We start from the raw sequence: 15586 nt of genomic DNA on the forward strand, positions 1-15586 counted from the left end.
GTCTGCCCGGTTGCGGACCAGCCCCGGCTGATCGGCCGGCAGGGGCCCAGGGACCCGTCTGCCCAGTTCCGGACCAGCCCCGGCCGATCGGCCGGCAGGGGCCGCGCGCTGCCCGCCCAGGGACCCGTCTGCCCGGTGGCGGAGCAGCCCTGGCTGATCGGCCGACCGAGGGCCGGACCCGTCTGCCCAGTTGCGGACCAGCCCCGGCCGATCGGCCGGCAGGGTCCGCGCGCTGCGCGCCCAGGGACCCGTCTGCCCGGTTGCGGACCAGCCCCGGCTGATCGGCCGGCAGGGGCCCAGGGACCCGTCTGCCCAGTTCCGGACCAGCCCCGGCCGATCGGCCGGCCGGGGCCGCGCGCTGCGCGCCCAGGGACCCGTCTGCCCAGTTGCGGAGCAGCCCCCGACCGGCCGCCGGTGGGGGCTGGTCGCGCAGTTCCCCGCGCCCCTGAGACGCGCACTGCGTGCGGCATCTCAGGCTGGAGATGCCGCACGTCGCACGAAGTGCGCATCGCCTCCTGGAAGCGCGGCGAAGACCAGCCCCCACCGGCCCGCACTCGGCACGCGACCCAGCCGTCACCCCGCCCCCGCTCCACCCCCTCCGCACCAACTTCCCGGAACCTCCGAAAGACGGGAACCCAGGCGCGGCCCCGCCCGTCCAAAAGACACGCTGCCGGTGAGTCCCCGCAGTGCGGTGTCGGCCTCGCTGCTGGCTGCGAACGCTGACCACCCTCTCCGCCGCCTGCGGCCGGCAGCAGGCCGTCACCGGCACGCCCCCCTCCAACAGTGCCGGTGACGGCCCCTTCCATGTCACCCCCCTTGACTGGCAGAAACTTTCCCGATATCCGTGTCGCGTGGAAGTAATTTTCAGCACCACCCTGCACGCCATCCCGCATGCCATCCTCCGCACCACCTTCCACGCAGCTCGTGCCCTCCCCTCCCTCCGGAAGGAGCGCAAGTGCACCACCGCCAGTCCAGCCAGCCCAGCCAGTCCAGACAGCCCAGCAAGGGTTTCCCCAGACGTACGCTGCTCGCCGCCGCCACGGCCGGCGTCGCCGCGGCCGGCCTGAGCGCCGCACCCGCCCGGGCCGCCGCCACCGGCAGACCCTCCTCGGACAGAACGCTGAAGAAGATCATCTCCGGGATGTCCCTGGAGGAGAAGGTCGGCCAGCTCTTCGTGATGCGGGTGTACGGCCACTCGGCGACCGCCCCGGACCAGGCCGACATCGACGCCAACCTCAAGGAGATCGGCGTCCGCACCGCGGCCGAGATGATCGCCAAGTACAAGCTCGGCGGCATCATCTACTTCGCCTGGGCGCACAACGTCCGTGACCCGCACCAGATCGCCGATCTGAGCAACGGCATCCAGGAGGCGGGCCGCCAACAGCCGTCCCGTATCCCGCTGTTGGTCTCCACCGACCAGGAGCACGGGATCGTCGCCCGCGTCGGTAAGCCCGCCACCCTGCTCCCCGGCGCGATGGCTCTCGGCGCGGGCGGCTCACGGTCCGACGCACGCCGGGCGGGTGCGATCGCCGGCGCCGAACTCCGCGCGCTCGGCATCAACCAGGACTACGCCCCCGACGCCGACGTCAACATCAACCCGGCCAACCCCGTCATCGGCGTCCGCTCCTTCGGCGCCGACCCGGCGGCGGTGGCCCGGCTCGCCGCCGCTCAGGTCGAGGGGTACCAGTCGGCCCGTATCGCCTCCACCGCCAAGCACTTCCCGGGCCACGGCGACACCGCGACCGACAGCCACACAGGACTCCCGGTGATCACGCACACCCGCGAGGAGTGGGAGCGGCTCGACGCCCCGTCGTTCAAGGCCGTGATCGCCGCCGGCATCGACTCGATCATGACGGCCCACCTCGTCGTACCGGCCCTGGACCCGGCGGAGGACCCCGCCACCCTCTCGCACCCGATCCTCACCGGCATCCTGCGCGAGCAGCTCGGTTACGACGGCGTCGTGATCACCGACTCGCTGGGCATGGAGGGCGTCCGCACGAAGTACGGCGACGACCGCGTGCCGGTGCTCGCCCTGAAGGCCGGCGTCGACCAGCTGCTCAACCCGCCGTCCCTGGACGTCTCCTGGAACGCGGTCCTGGAGGCCGTGAAGAGCGGCGAGCTGACCGAGGAGCGCCTGGACGTATCGATCCTGCGTGTCCTGCGCCTGAAGGCCAAGCTCGGCCTCTTCAAGGAGGCATACGTCACGCATCGCGGCGTCGACCACACCGTGGGGACCCGCGCGCATCTGGCGGCGGCCGACCGGATCGCCGAGCGCACGACGACGCTCCTGGTCAACAAGGACCGGCTGCTGCCACTGAACCGGCGCACCCACAGAGACGTCCTCGTGCTCGGCGCGAACCCTGCCTCGCCCTCGCTCAGCGACGGCCCGCCGACCACCGTGCTCGGCGCGGCCCTGACCGAACTGGGCTTCTCCGCAACGGTCCTGGCGACCGGCACCGCCCCGAGCCAGGCCGTCATCGCCCAGGCGGTGGCCGCGGCCCAGGGCAAGGACGCGGTACTCATCGGCACGTACAACGTCACGGCGGGCAGCTCCCAGCAGGCCCTGGTGAACGCCGTCGCCGCGACGGGCGTTCCGGTGATCACCCTGTCCCTGCGCAACCCGTACGACGTGGCCCAACTGGGTTCGGCGCAGGCCCACTTGGCCGCGTACTCGTGGATCGATGTCGAACTGCGGGCGGCGGTGCGGGTGCTCGCGGGCCGGGCCGAGCCGCGCGGCAGGCTGCCGGTACCGGTGCAGAAGGCCGACGATCCGACTCAGGTCCTCTACCCGATCGGCCACGGCCTGCGGTACTGATCCGGACGTACAGGGCGTACGCCGCACCACCGGCGCACCACCCCCAACTTACGCAAAGCACCCTGCACATCTGGCGTGTGCCCGCCCCCTCGGGCCACGCTGGGTGGGGCTATCGGGGGGAATGCCATGTCCGCGCGGACAGTTGGGGTGGTGTGCGCGGCGCCGTTGCTGGCGCTCGCACTGGTCGGATGTCAGGCCCTGTCGGGGTCGGATTCGGGGTCGGATTCGAGGTCCGGCGGCGGACGGTCGGGCTCGTCGTCGGTGAATCCGCAGCGCTCCCCGTCCGGCTACGGCGCGGTGTTCCTCGCGGTGGGCGAGTGCAGTTCACGGGGGCTCACGTCGTTCAACGAGGTGGCGTGCCGCAGTGAGAGCGCGGTGGCGCGGGTCGTCGCGCGGTACGAGGGCGGGACGAAGGAGGGCCCCGACTGCCCGGCCCGCACCGACTTCGTCCTGCACATCAGCGAGCACCGCCCGGCGTCGGACGAGGACGGCGACGGGAGCATCGCCCGCGGTTACGCCTGCATGCGCAACCTGGAGGAGCCTCATCCCGGCGACCCGGGCGGCGGAGGCGGCCCGCGCACGATCGTCGGCGACTGCGTGTACTCCGCGGGCGAGGGCCAGGTCAGGGAGACCGCGTGCGACGGTTCGGGCGAGCACGCGCCGCGGTACCGCGTCACCTCCGCGGTGACGGCCCGCACCGAATGCCCTCCGAACACCGCCCTGTACGTGTCGCTCGGTGGGGCCGAGCCGGTGGGGTGCTCCGTGTGGGTGTGAAAAACGGGGGTGACAAAGGGGTGTGAAAAAGGGGGCCGCGGATGCGGCCCCCTCTGTCATGCGCTCGCGGTCACGGGCGGAGCGAGAACTGCCGGGCGACGTCCGGCCGGTCGAGCTTCGCGTCGTGCGACGCCTTGGCCGTCGTACCGGACAGGCCGGCCCACGCGAGGATCCGCGAGGTGGCCAGTGCGTTGTCGTCGGCGTTCAGACCCGCGACGTTCGCGCCGTGGTTGGCGTGCGGCGCCGTCAGGACGTAGCTGTCCCGGGCTCCGGAGCCGAGGCGGAAGCGCTCCGCGCCCCACGGGTCGTTGTCGCCGTAGACGTACAGCATGCGCGTCGCGTGGTGGCGCACCCAGGTGTCGACGTCCCGCATCACGCCCCGCTGGAACTTCATCGGGATGGAGCTCGGGACGAAGTTGCGCGGCGGCTGGTAGCCGTAGCGCGAGAGCTTGCCGAGCCACGGCTGCTTGATGTCGGGCGAGCCGAGCTGGGTGCCCGCCTGGTAGTAGTACGGCGTGTACTGCTCCAGGCCCTGGTCGGCGTAGGAGGACCAGCCGCCCACGGCGTCGACGTAGTCGAAGAGCGCCTGGTCGGTGACGGTCCTGGCGTCCGGCACGTCCGCGCAGGCCGACTCGGGCTGGTACTGCCAGAAGCCCCACACCAGGTCGAGGACGGTCGCCTCGTACGCCTTGTCCAGTGAACCGACCGTGTTCACGGTGTAGTTGTTGGCGGCGAGGTACTCCTTGTACTTCTTCTCCAGCGCGGTGCGGCGCACCAGCGTCTCGCGCTGCACCTTCTGCAGGGCGACGCGGCAGTCCTTCGGGCCGACCTGTCCGAGGAACCTGTCGTACGCGGAGTCCTCGTCGTTCACGACGTCGTTCGGGGCGACGTAGGCGACGACGCCGTCCATGTCGCGCGGGTAGTAGCGCTCGTAGTACGTGGCGGTCATGCCGCCCTTCGAGCCGCCGGTGGTCAGCCAGTTCTGGCCGTAGACCGGCTTGAGGGCCTGGTAGAGGCGGTGCTGGTCACTGGCGGCCTGCCAGATGTCGAGCTTCGACCAGTCGGCGGGCTGGGGCCTGGACGGCGTGAAGAAGCGGTACTCCACGGAGACCTGGTTGCCGTCGACGATGCGGGTCGGCTCGCTGCGGCTGGGCGTCGTGGAGACGTTGTAGCCGCTGGTGAACATGACCGTCGGGCGGCTGACGTCCTTGTGCAGCACGGTGATGCGCTGCTGGAAGGTGCCCTTGGACGGGTGCCGGTGGTCGACCGGCTGGGTGTAGTTGAGGACGAAGTAGCGGTAGCCGGTGTACGGCTTCTCCTCGACGAGGCTCATGCCGGGTATGGCGAGGAGCCGGTCCTTGATGTCGGCGGTGGCCGCCGCGTCGGCCGGCCGGGCGGCCGCCGCCGTCGATATCCCGGCGGCGCTCACCGTGCCTATGAGCACGACGAGCGACAGCAGCCATCTGAGCGCTTTGCGCATACACCCTCCCCTGGAGTTACACAGTCGCTCCGGAAACTATCGGAGCGACACGCGTACCACCAGGGGTACTTGGTGTCCGCTCAGCACGACATCCGGCAACGCCCATGAGACTTCCCGACCACTTCCGGACCACTTCCAGATGCATTCAGCACAGAATCCAGCCCGAAGCGACCGATTTCGACCCCACGCGTCCCTTCACCCTGACGCAGCGGTGGCCGGCGTGCACCGTGACCGGGCCCGCGTGGTGGGTGAAGCGGCCCGCGTCGACGACGGCCCGGTTGCCCCGGGCCTGGACGCTGACCGACATGGTCTGGCGGACGCCCGTGCGCTTGGCGAGCGTGACGGCGCAGACATAGCCACCGCTCCGGTAGACGACGGTCCTGCCGGTGGAGAACGACAGGGTGCGGACCTTGTGGCCCGCGCAGAGCGCGGCGGCGTGCGCGTCACCCGCGCCGGGACCCGCCACGACCAGCAGCGTGGCCGAGAGCAGCGCGGTCAGCGCGAGCACGAGCACCCGGCGCGCCCCCTGCACCCCTCGTGCCCCGCCTACGCCTCGCACCCCTCGCGCCCCGTGCGCACCCGGGGTGCCCCCTATATCGCCTTCCTCACCTCTTCGCACCGCAGTCCCTCCCGTCACATCAGCACCAGAGTACTGATGAACGGACGCGCCACACGGGCCGCACGGTTGCACGAGGACCGGCTCCCCGTACGGATCGTCCGGATCGCGCGTGTCACGGCGAGGTACTGACGGCCTCCCCCACGAAGGCGCTCCACAACGCGGCGTACTTGCCGCCCTGCCGGAGCAGCTCGTCGTGGGTGCCGTCCTCGGCGACCCGGCCGTGGTCCATCACCACGACCCGGTCGGCGCGCGCCGCCGTCGTCAGGCGGTGGGCGACGACCAGCGTCGTGCGCTTGCCCGCTATCCGGTCGGTGGCGTGGTTGACCTGCGCCTCCGTGGCGAGGTCGAGGGCGGCCGTGGCCTCGTCGAGCAGCAGGATGTCCGGGTCGACGAGTTCGGCACGGGCCAGCGCGATCAGCTGGCGCTGGCCCGCGGAGAGGTTGCGGCCGCGCTCGGCGACCTCGTGCAGGTAGCCGCCCTCAAGGGTGGCGATCATGTCGTGTGCGCCGACCGACCGCGCGGCCGCCTCGACCTGCGCGTCGCTCGCGTCGGACCGGCCGTAGGCGATGGCGTCGCGGACCGTGCCCTGGAAGAGGTAGGCCTCCTGCGGGACGACGCCGAGCCGGTGCCGGTAGCTCGTCAGGTCCAGGTCGCGCAGGTCGGTGCCGTCGACGGTGACCCGGCCGCCGGTCGGGTCGTAGAACCGGGCGACCAGTTTGACCAGCGTCGACTTGCCCGCGCCGGTCTCGCCGACGAAGGCGACGGTCTGCCCGGCGGGGATGCGCAGGGCCACACCGCTGAGCGCCGTCTCCGGCTCTTCGGCGGCGCCGTACGCGAAGTCGACGTCCTCGAAGGCGATCTCCCCGCTCAGGGAGAGCACGTCGAGGGGCTCGCGCGCGGGCTTCGTCGACGTCGGTTCGCGCAGCAGTTCCTGGATGCGGCCCAGCGAGACGGTCGCCTGCTGGTAGCCGTCGAAGACCTGCGAGAGCTGCTGCACAGGGGCGAAGAACAGGTCGATGTAGAGGAGATAGGCGACGAGCGCGCCGGTCGTCAGCGTGCCCGCGTCGACCCGGTGCGCGCCCACCATCAGGACGGCCGCGGCCGCCACCGACGACAGGAGCTGCACGAAGGGGAAGTAGATCGAGATCAGCCACTGGCCGCGGGTACGGGCCGAGCGGTAGCTGTCGCTGCCTGCCGCGAACCGTGCCGCGCCGTCCCGCTCGCGCCGGAACGCCTGCACGATGCGCAGCCCGGCGACCGACTCCTGCAGATCGGCGTTGACGACGGAGACCCGCTCGCGCGCCAGCTCGTACGCCTTCACGCTGGAGCGGCGGAAGAAGAACGTGCCGACGATCAGTGGCGGCAGCGTCGCGAACACGACGAGCGCGAGCTGTACGTCGATGACGAGCAGGGTGACCAGGATGCCGAAGAACGTGACGACCGAGACGAACGCGGTGACGAGCCCGGTCTGCAGGAACGTCGACAGGGCGTCCACGTCCGTCGTCATCCGGGTCATGATCCGGCCGGTCAACTCCCGCTCGTAGTAGTCGAGTCCGAGCCGCTGGAGCTGGGAGAAGATCTTCAGCCGGAGCGAGTAGAGGACCCGCTCGCCGGTGCGTCCCGTCATCCGGGTCTCGCCGATCTGCGCGACCCACTGCACGAGCACGGCGACCAGGGCGAGCGCCGAGGCGGCCCAGACGGCGCCGAGCGCGAGCTGCGAGACGCCCTCGTCGATGCCGTGCCGGATCAGGATAGGCAGCAGCAGGCCGACGCCCGCGTCGACGGCGACGAGCGCGAGGCTGATCCCCAGCGCCGCCCCGAACCCGCGAAGCAGCCTGCGCAGCCCGTACGAGTCCTCGGCGGCGACGGCCCGCGCCTCGTCGATGTCGGGCACGTCCGTGGCGGGCGGCAACGCGTCCACCTGCGCGAGCAGTTCGGGGGTCGCGGGCATGCCGGACAGCGCGGTGTCCTTGGGCTCGCGGTCGCCCGTCCACAGCCTGGGGGTGACCCCCCGCTCGGCGTCGAACTCGGCGTCCAGCTCGTCCCGTACGGAGGTGTCCTCCGGCTGCTCAGCGGCGGGCGCGGCATGCCCGGGCGATACGCCGCCGAGCTCGTCCGGGTCGGTCAACAGCCGCCGGTAGAGCGGCGATTCGGCCTCCAGCTCCTCGTGCGTACCGATCGCGGCGAGGCGGCCGCCGTCGAGGACGGCGATGCGGTCGGCGAGGTTCAGGGTGGAGCGGCGGTGGGCGATGAGGAGCGTGGTGCGGCCCGCCATGACGCCGCGCAGCGCCTCGTGGATCTCGTGCTCCACGCGCGCGTCGACGGCCGAAGTGGCGTCGTCGAGGACGAGCAGGCGCGGGTCGGTGAGGATCGCGCGGGCAAGCGCGAGGCGCTGGCGCTGGCCGCCGGAGAGCGTAAGCCCGTGCTCGCCGACCTTGGTGTCGTACCCGTCGGGGAGCTCGGCGATGAACCGGTCGGCCTGCGCGGCGCGGACCGCCGCCTCGATCTGCTCGTCGGTGGCGTCCGGGGCGCCGTACGCGATGTTGGCCCGCACGGTGTCGGAGAACAGGAACGAGTCCTCCGGGACGAGCCCGATCGCGGCGCGCAGCGAGTTCAGGGTCAGTTCGCGCACGTCGTGGCCGCCGATGAGGACCGCGCCGCGCGTGACGTCGTAGAAGCGGGGCAGCAGCAGCGACACGGTGGACTTGCCCGAGCCGGACGAGCCGACGACGGCGAGGGTCTCGCCCGCCCGGATCTCGAAGGAGAGTCCGTTCAGGACGGCCCGGTCGGCGCCCGCGTACTCGAAGGCGACATCGTCGAACTCGACGGTCGCGGGAGCGTCGGCGGGCAGCTCCTTCGTCCCGTCCTCGATGGACGGCTCGGTGTCGATGAGTTCCAGGACGCGCTCCACACCCGCGCGGGCCTGCTGCCCGACGGTGAGGACCATGGCCAGCATCCGGACCGGGCCGACGAGCTGGGCGAGGTAGGAGGAGAACGCGACGAACGTGCCGAGCGTGATCTGCCCGCGCACGGCCAGCCAGCCGCCGAGGGCGAGCATGGCGACCTGCCCGAGGGCGGGCACGGCCTGGAGGGCGGGGGTGAACTTGGAGTTGAGGCGCACGGTCCGCAGGCGTCCGGCGAAGAGCCGCCGCCCGACCTCCCGCAGCTTCCCGGTCTCCTGCTCCTCCTGGCCGAAGCCCTTCACGACGCGGACGCCGCTGACGGCCCCGTCGACGACCCCGGCGACGGCGGCGGCCTGCGCCTGCGCGTACCAGGTGGCGGGGTGCAGCCGGGAGCGGCTGCGCTTGGCGATGAACCAGAGGGCGGGGGCGACGGCGAGCGCGACAAGGGTCAGCGGCAGCGACAGCCACGCCATGATCACCAGCGATATGACGAACAGCAGCAGGTTCCCGATGGTCATCGGGAGCATGAAGAGCAGGCCCTGGATGAGCTGCAGGTCGCTGGTGGCGCGGCCGACGACCTGCCCGGTCGACAGCTCGTCCTGACGCCGGCCGTCGAGCCGGGTGATCGTCCCGTACATCTCGGTGCGCAGGTCGTGCTGGACGTCGAGGGCGAGCCGCCCGCCGTAGTAGCGGCGGATGTAGGTGAGCACGTACACGATGACGGCGGCGCCGACGAGCACGCCCGCCCATGTCCCCATGGACCGGGAGTGGTCCCCGATGACGTCGTCGATGATGACCTTGGTGATCAGCGGTACGAGCGCCATGACGGCCATGCCGCCCAGCGAGGCACCCAGCGCGAGCAGGACGTCCTTGGGATAACGCCACGCGTATCCCGTGAGCCTCCGCGCCCAGCCCCGTTTCTCCGCCACGCCTCTGCCTCTCGCCGCACCACACCGTCCTGACCTGCCGAAGGCCCAACGCGAGGAGGCGCCGATTTCATCCCGCCGCAACAAACGGGGTGGGGCGGGGGCGGTATCCACAGCCGGCACCCAGCCTCGTCACAGCCCGCGCCCACCCTGCCCCGCCAGGGTGCAGTGGTGACCTCCGCGACCGAACCGCTCCCCCACGCCCCCGCCCCGCCGCCGCCCGCGACCGCCCCCACGGCGCACCGCGCGCCGCGGTGGTCGCTGCCGGCGCTGCTCGCGATCCTGGCGCTCGCCGCCGTGCTGTACGCATGGAACCTGTCGTCGAACGGCCTCAACAGCTTCTACAGCGCCTCCGTCTACAGCGGCACGCAGAGCTGGAAGGCCTGGTTCTTCGGCTCCATCGACGCGGGCAACTTCCTGACGGTGGACAAGCCGCCGTTCTCCTTGATGGTGATGGGCCTGTCCTGCCGGATCTTCGGGTTCGGCACCTGGCAGATGATGCTGCCGCAGGTCGGTGCCGCACTCGGCACGATCTGGATCCTGCACTCCTCCGTGAAACGGGTGTGGGGTCACGCGGCGGCGACCATCGCCGCGCTGGTCCTGGCGCTGACCCCGATCACCGTCGCCATCAACCGGGACAACAACCCGGACACCCTTCTCCTGCTGCTGATGGTGGGCGGCGCGGCCCTCGCTCTGCGCGCCACCCGTGACGGCAGGCTGCTTCCGCTGCTCGCCTCCGCGGCCTGCTTCGGCCTGGCGTTCAACACCAAGATGCTGCAGGGCTACATCGCGCTGCCCGCGGTCTTCGCCGTGTACCTGTACGCCTCCCACCTGGGGTGGCTCAGGAAGGCCCGCAACCTGGCGCTCGCCGCCGTGGTGCTCGCGGTCTCCAGCTTCTGGTGGGCCACGGCCGTCTCCTTGATCCCCGCCGACGACCGCCCCTACATCGGCGGTTCGACGGACGGCTCCGCCTGGGACCTGATCATGGGCTACAACGGCCTGGGCCGGGTCCTCGGCGGCGAGGGCAACGGCGGAGGCGGTGGCGGAGGCGGCAGCTTCGCGGGCACCGCGGGCCTCGGCCGGCTGTTCAACGACACCCTCGGCGGCCAGATCTCCTGGCTGATCCCCTTCGCGGCGATCGCCCTGACCGGCGGCCTGGTGCTGCGCGGCCGCGCCCCGCGCACCGACCTCACCCGGGCCGCGCTCGTACTGTGGGGCGGCTGGCTGGTGCTCCATTACGTCACGTTCGCGACGGCCGAGGGCACCATGCACCCGTACTACACGACGGCCGTCGCCCCCGGTATCGCGGCTCTGTGCGGAGGCGGCGGCGTGATGCTGCTGCGCGCCTTCCGCGCGGACAAGCGGTGGGCGTGGGTGCTGCCCCTCGCGCTCGGCGTGACCGGGATCTGGGCGGTCGTGCTGCTGCGCCGCGCGTCCGGCTGGAACAGCTGGCTGTGGCCGCTCATCGCCGTCGTCATGGCGCTGGCGATCGCAGGTCTGCTCGTCTTCCGTACGGCGTCGGGCCGACGGCTGCGCTTGTTCACGGTGGCCGTGGCGGCGGCGCTCGTCGCCTCGCTGGCGGGGCCCTCCGCGTACGCGCTGGCGACGCCGTTCTCCTCCGGTGCGGGCGGCGGCATGGGCGGGTCGAACCCGACGGCAGGTCCCACGACGGGCGGCGGCATGGGCGGCCCCGGCGGGGGCGGCGGCCGCGGCGGACCTGGTGGTGGCGAGATGCCCGGCGGCGAGCAGCAGGGCTCGGGCCGGGGCGACCAGCAGGGCATGCCGGGCGAGGGCGGCGAAGGCGACGAGTCAGGTGGCGGTACGCCCCCGAACGGCAGCGGCGGCTTCCCCGGCGGCGGCGAGATGCCCGGCGGCGGCGAGATGCCGGGCGGCCGGGCGGGCGGCGGGACGCCCGGTGGCGGCGAGCAGGGCGACGCGCAGAAGGGAGGCGGCTCGGGCAGCGGTCCCGGCGGCAATATGGGAGGCAGCGGCATGGGCGGGGGTATGGGAGGCAGCGTCGACAGCGACCTGATCTCGTACCTGGAGAAGCATCAGGACGGCGCCGAGTGGCTGCTCGCGGTGTCCAATTCGCAGTCCGCCGCGCAGCTCGTCCTCAGCACCAAGAAGCCCGTCATCTCCATGTACGGCTTCACCGGCTCCGACAACGGCATGACCGTCGCCAAGCTCAAGAAGCTGGTCAAGAGCGGGCAGTTGCACTACATCCAGGTCGGCGGAAGCGGCATGGGTGGCGGCGGTGGCATGGGCGGCGGCAACGACGCCTCCTCCGCGGTCACCGCGTGGGTGAAGAAGCACGGCACCGCGGTGAAGGAGAGCGCGTACAGCAAGTCGACGTCCGGCACTTCTGACGCATCGAGCTCGGACAGCTCCCCGTCCCTGTACCGCCTGGACGCGTCCGACGTGGACTGACCCACCAACGCCCCTTCGACGAACGGCCCCTGATTGCCCATCAGGGGCCGTTTCCGATACACGATCGACCCCTGACGTTCACCCAATCTCTACGTGTCCATGCCACGCTCCCGTCTACCCAGTCAACCCGCGTAGATCGGACGGACACCCCACATGCCCGGAACGCGCATACGCACCCTCGCCCTCACCGCAGCCGGCCTGCTCGCCGCCGTCACCCTCCCCACGGCCACCGCGAGCCCGGCCGCCGCGACCACGACCGCGTACGACTCCACGTACTACAAGAACGCGATCGGCAAGACCGGTACGAGCCTCAAGTCCTCGCTGCACACGATCATCAGCAGCCAGACCAAGATCTCGTACTCCGCGGTCTGGAACGCGCTGAAGGCCACCGACCAGGACCCGAACAACAGCAACAACGTGATCCTGCTGTACAGCGGCGTCTCCCGGGCCAAGACCCTCAACGGCGGCGACACCGGCGACTGGAACCGCGAGCACACCTGGGCCAAGTCCCACGGCGACTTCGGCGAGGCGACCGGACCCGGCACCGATCTGCACCACCTGCGCCCCGCGGACGTCCAGGTCAACGGCGTCCGTGGCAACAAGGACTTCGACAACGGCGGCAGCGCGGTCGCCAACGGCGGCGGCAGCCTCACCGACTCGGACTCCTTCGAGCCGCGCGACGCGGACAAGGGCGACGTGGCCCGCATGATCCTCTACATGGCCGTGCGCTACGACGGCGGCGACGGCTTCGCCGACCTGGAGCCGAACGAGAAGGTCAACAACGGCAGCGCCGCCTACATCGGCAAGCTCTCCGTACTCAAGCAGTGGAGCGACGAGGACCCGCCGAGCGCCTTCGAGGAGAAGCGCAACCAGGTCATCTACGACACCTACCAGCACAACCGCAACCCGTTCATCGACCACCCGGAGTGGGTCGAGTCGATCTGGTAGACGCTCGGGCCGGCCGCTAGCTCGGCTTGAACATCCGCAGCAGCGCCGGGAGTACGACCACCCGCGGGCCGGGCGCGGCGAGGGCCGCTGCCAGGTCCTCCCTCAGCGCCTCCGGCGACGTACGCACTCCCGGCACCCCGAACGACTCGGCCAGGGCCACGAAGTCCGGCCGGGTCAGTTCGGTGCCCTCGGTGTCGCCGAAGGTGTCGGTCATGTACTCGCGCAGGATGCCGTAGCCGCCGTCGTCGACGATCAGCCAGGTCACGTTCAGCGATTCCTGCTTCGCCGTGGCGAGTTCGGCGATCGAGTACAGGGCGCCGCCGTCGCCGGAGACCGCGAGCACCGGGGTCGTCGGGTCGGCGACAGCGGCGCCGAGCGCGGCCGGATAGGCGTAGCCGAGGCCGCCCGCGCCCTGCGCCGAGTGCAGCGGCCCCGGCCAGGCCGACCAGGCCCAGTACGCCAGGATCGTCATGTCCCAGAAAGACGGGGCCTTGCGGGGCAGCGCGTCACGGATTGCCGCCAACACCCGCTGTTCCAGGGCGAGTTCCTGGCTGTCGAGGCGTTCCCGTACGGCGGTCAGGACCTCGGCGACGCGGCCCGCGGCCTGCTCGTCCGTGCGCTCCCCTACCGTCTCCAGGAGTGCCTGGAGCGCGAGCCGGGCATCGGCGTGGAGACCGATGGCCGGGTGGTTGGACTCCAACTTGCCCGCGTCCGCCTCGACTTGGACGATCCGGCCGCGCGGCGCGAAGGTGTGGTAGTTCGAGGACATCTCGCCGAGCCCGGACCCGACCACCAGCAGGACGTCCGCGTCCTCCAGGAACGCGGTCGTGTGCCGGTCCTCCAGCCAGGACTGGAGGGAGAGCGGGTGCTCCCACGGGAAGGCGCCCTTGCCGCCGACGGTGCACACCACCGGGGCGTCGATCCGTTCGGCCAGGGCGCGCAGCTTGCCTGCGGCGTCGGCGCGTACGACGCCGCCGCCCGCGATGATCACCGGCCGTTCGGCCTTCGTGAGCAGGTCGGCCGCGAGCGCGGTGAGTTCGGGGAGCGGCGCCAGTTCGTGCGGCATCGCGTCCGCGGCCGTCACCACGGGCAGCCGGGCAGGGGCGAGCAGCACGTCCTGCGGGATCTCCACGTACACCGGGCCGTGCGGCACGCTCAGCGCCGACTCCCAGGCCGCCGCGATCGCGGACGGGATCTGGGACTGGGTGCGGACCGTGTGGACCGACTTGACCACATCCCTGAACACGGCTTTCTGGTCGGGGAGTTCGTGCAGGTAGCCGTGGCGGCCGCCGCCGAGCCCGGCGACCGGGACCTGGCTGGACACCACGAGCACGGGAGCCGAGGCCGCCGCCGCCTCCTGGAGCGCGGGCAGGGTCAGCAGGGCGCCGGGTCCCGTCGAGACGAACAGCGGGGCGACCTCGCCGCTGACCCGCCCGTACGCGTCCGCCGCGAACCCCGCGTTCTGCTCCGTGCGCAGCCCCACGTACCGCAGCAGGTCGCTGCGGCGCAGCGCGTCGAAGAGGCCGAGGGCGTGCTGGCCCGGCAGGCCGAAGACGGTGGACGCGCCGAGACCCGCGAGCGCCTCCACGACGAGGTCGCCGCCCGTGCGCCCCGGCGGCGGGTTGAGCGCCGCCTCCGTCTGGCGGTCCGTGGGGCGCAGGACGAGGTCGTGGTCGTGGGTCATCGGGCGTCTCTCCTCAATGGTTCAGGAGGCCGTTCGGGACTCCGCGATCTGCCGGGACATGATCGTCGTCAGCTCGTACGCGGTGTGCGAGGCGGCGACGGCGGTGATCTCCGCGTGATCGTACGCGGGGGCCACCTCGACCACGTCGGCCGAGACCAGGTTGCAGGAGGTCAGGCCGCGCAGGATCTCCAGGAGCTCGCGCGAGGTCATGCCGCCCGCCTCGGGCGTACCCGTGCCGGGGGCGTGGGCCGGGTCGAGGCAGTCGATGTCGATGGATATGTACAGCGGGCGATCGCCGATGCGCTGGCGCAGCTGGTCGGCGACCTCGTCGGCGCCGCGGCGGTAGATGTCCGCCGAAGTGACGATGCCGAAGCCCATCTTCTCGTCGTCGGTGAGGTCCTGCTTGCCGTAGAGGGGCCCCCGAGTACCCACGTGCGACAACGCCGACGTGTCGAGGATGCCCTCCTCGACGGCGCGGCGGAACGGGGTGCCGTGCGTGTACTCGGCGCCGAAGTACGTGTCCCAGGTGTCCAGGTGCGCGTCGAAGTGGAGCAGCGCGACCGGGCCGTGCTTCTTGGCGACGGAGCGCAACAGCGGCAGCGCGATGGTGTGGTCGCCGCCGAGCGTCATCATGCGGGCGCCGGAGGAGAGCAGGTCGTCCGCGGCGGCCTCGATGGTCTCGACGGCCTCGTTGATGTCGAACGGGTTCGCGGCGATGTCGCCCGCGTCCGCGACCTGGGCGAGCGCGAAGGGGGCCGCGTCCTGCGCCGGGTTGTAGGGGCGCAGCAGGCGGGAGGCCTCACGGATCGCGTTGCCGCCGAAGCGGGCGCCGGGGCGGTAGGAGACGCCGGTGTCGAAGGGCACGCCGACCACGGCCACGTCCGCCGTGCCGACCTCGTCCAGGCGCGGCAGCCGGGCGAATGTCGCGGGGCCCGCGTAGCGCGGGACGCGGGAGGAGTCGGTCGGGCCGACCGGGGTGCGCTGCTGCTCGCTGGTCATGGGGTGCCTTT

9 protein-coding genes are annotated in these 15586 nt (G+C 71.7%); 4 read left to right on the forward strand and 5 right to left on the reverse strand.

Translation table 11 applies throughout. From position 1 onward, the window contains the following. The first annotated feature begins 955 nt into the window (after positions 1-955). A complete protein-coding gene (locus tag ACIREE_RS32405) occupies positions 956-2815 on the forward strand; it encodes a glycoside hydrolase family 3 protein (protein WP_404160153.1) in 1860 nt (619 codons plus the stop codon). A 126-nt stretch (positions 2816-2941) separates the two neighbouring features. Then, positions 2942-3589 carry a hypothetical protein gene (locus tag ACIREE_RS32410; protein ID WP_404160156.1) on the forward strand — a complete coding sequence of 216 codons (648 nt, stop codon included), beginning with the start codon at positions 2942-2944 and terminating at the stop codon, positions 3587-3589. A gap of 70 nt (positions 3590-3659) precedes the next feature. Here ACIREE_RS32410 and ACIREE_RS32415 read toward each other — a convergent pair whose 3' ends face one another. The 3 genes from ACIREE_RS32415 to ACIREE_RS32425 form a co-directional block, all read right to left on the reverse strand. Beyond that, positions 3660-5069: a S28 family serine protease gene (locus ACIREE_RS32415; protein ID WP_404160159.1), complete on the reverse strand. Its 1410-nt coding sequence runs from the start codon at positions 5067-5069 to the stop codon at positions 3660-3662. Between the two features lie 145 nt (positions 5070-5214). Beyond that, a complete protein-coding gene (locus ACIREE_RS32420) occupies positions 5215-5601 on the reverse strand; it encodes a hypothetical protein (RefSeq protein WP_404160162.1) in 387 nt (128 codons plus the stop codon). Positions 5602-5800: 199 nt separating this feature from the next. After that, a complete protein-coding gene (locus ACIREE_RS32425; protein ID WP_404160165.1) occupies positions 5801-9520 on the reverse strand; it encodes an ABC transporter ATP-binding protein in 3720 nt (1239 codons plus the stop codon). A 168-nt stretch (positions 9521-9688) separates the two neighbouring features. Here ACIREE_RS32425 and ACIREE_RS32430 point away from each other — a divergent pair, with 168 nt between their 5' ends. Continuing rightward, positions 9689-11944, forward strand: a complete 2256-nt coding sequence (locus tag ACIREE_RS32430; protein ID WP_404160167.1) for an ArnT family glycosyltransferase — start codon at positions 9689-9691, stop codon at positions 11942-11944. A 153-nt stretch (positions 11945-12097) separates the two neighbouring features. Continuing rightward, positions 12098-12892 (forward strand): endonuclease I family protein, encoded by a 795-nt coding sequence (locus tag ACIREE_RS32435; RefSeq protein ID WP_404160170.1) that lies wholly within the window; start codon positions 12098-12100, stop codon positions 12890-12892. A 16-nt stretch (positions 12893-12908) separates the two neighbouring features. Here the strand turns inward: ACIREE_RS32435 and ACIREE_RS32440 are convergent, their stop codons facing one another. Next, on the reverse strand, positions 12909-14576 hold the full coding sequence (locus tag ACIREE_RS32440; RefSeq protein ID WP_404160173.1) for a thiamine pyrophosphate-binding protein: 1668 nt from the start codon (positions 14574-14576) through the stop codon (positions 12909-12911). Between the two features lie 21 nt (positions 14577-14597). Then, positions 14598-15575: an agmatinase gene (speB, locus tag ACIREE_RS32445; RefSeq protein WP_404160176.1), complete on the reverse strand. Its 978-nt coding sequence runs from the start codon at positions 15573-15575 to the stop codon at positions 14598-14600. Positions 15576-15586 lie beyond the last annotated feature (11 nt).

The sequence above is a fragment of the Streptomyces sp. NPDC102467 genome, assembly GCF_044765445.1.
GTDB lineage: Bacteria > Actinomycetota > Actinomycetes > Streptomycetales > Streptomycetaceae > Streptomyces.

Coding starts and splice junctions, on each gene's coding strand:
- ACIREE_RS32440 (WP_404160173.1), bottom strand. CDS start 14,576: ATGACCCACGACCACGACCTCGTCCTGCGCCCCACGGACCGCCAGACG.
- ACIREE_RS32415 (WP_404160159.1), bottom strand. CDS start 5,069: ATGCGCAAAGCGCTCAGATGGCTGCTGTCGCTCGTCGTGCTCATAGGC.
- ACIREE_RS32410 (WP_404160156.1), top strand. CDS start 2,942: ATGTCCGCGCGGACAGTTGGGGTGGTGTGCGCGGCGCCGTTGCTGGCG.
- speB (WP_404160176.1), bottom strand. CDS start 15,575: ATGACCAGCGAGCAGCAGCGCACCCCGGTCGGCCCGACCGACTCCTCC.
- ACIREE_RS32435 (WP_404160170.1), top strand. CDS start 12,098: ATGCCCGGAACGCGCATACGCACCCTCGCCCTCACCGCAGCCGGCCTG.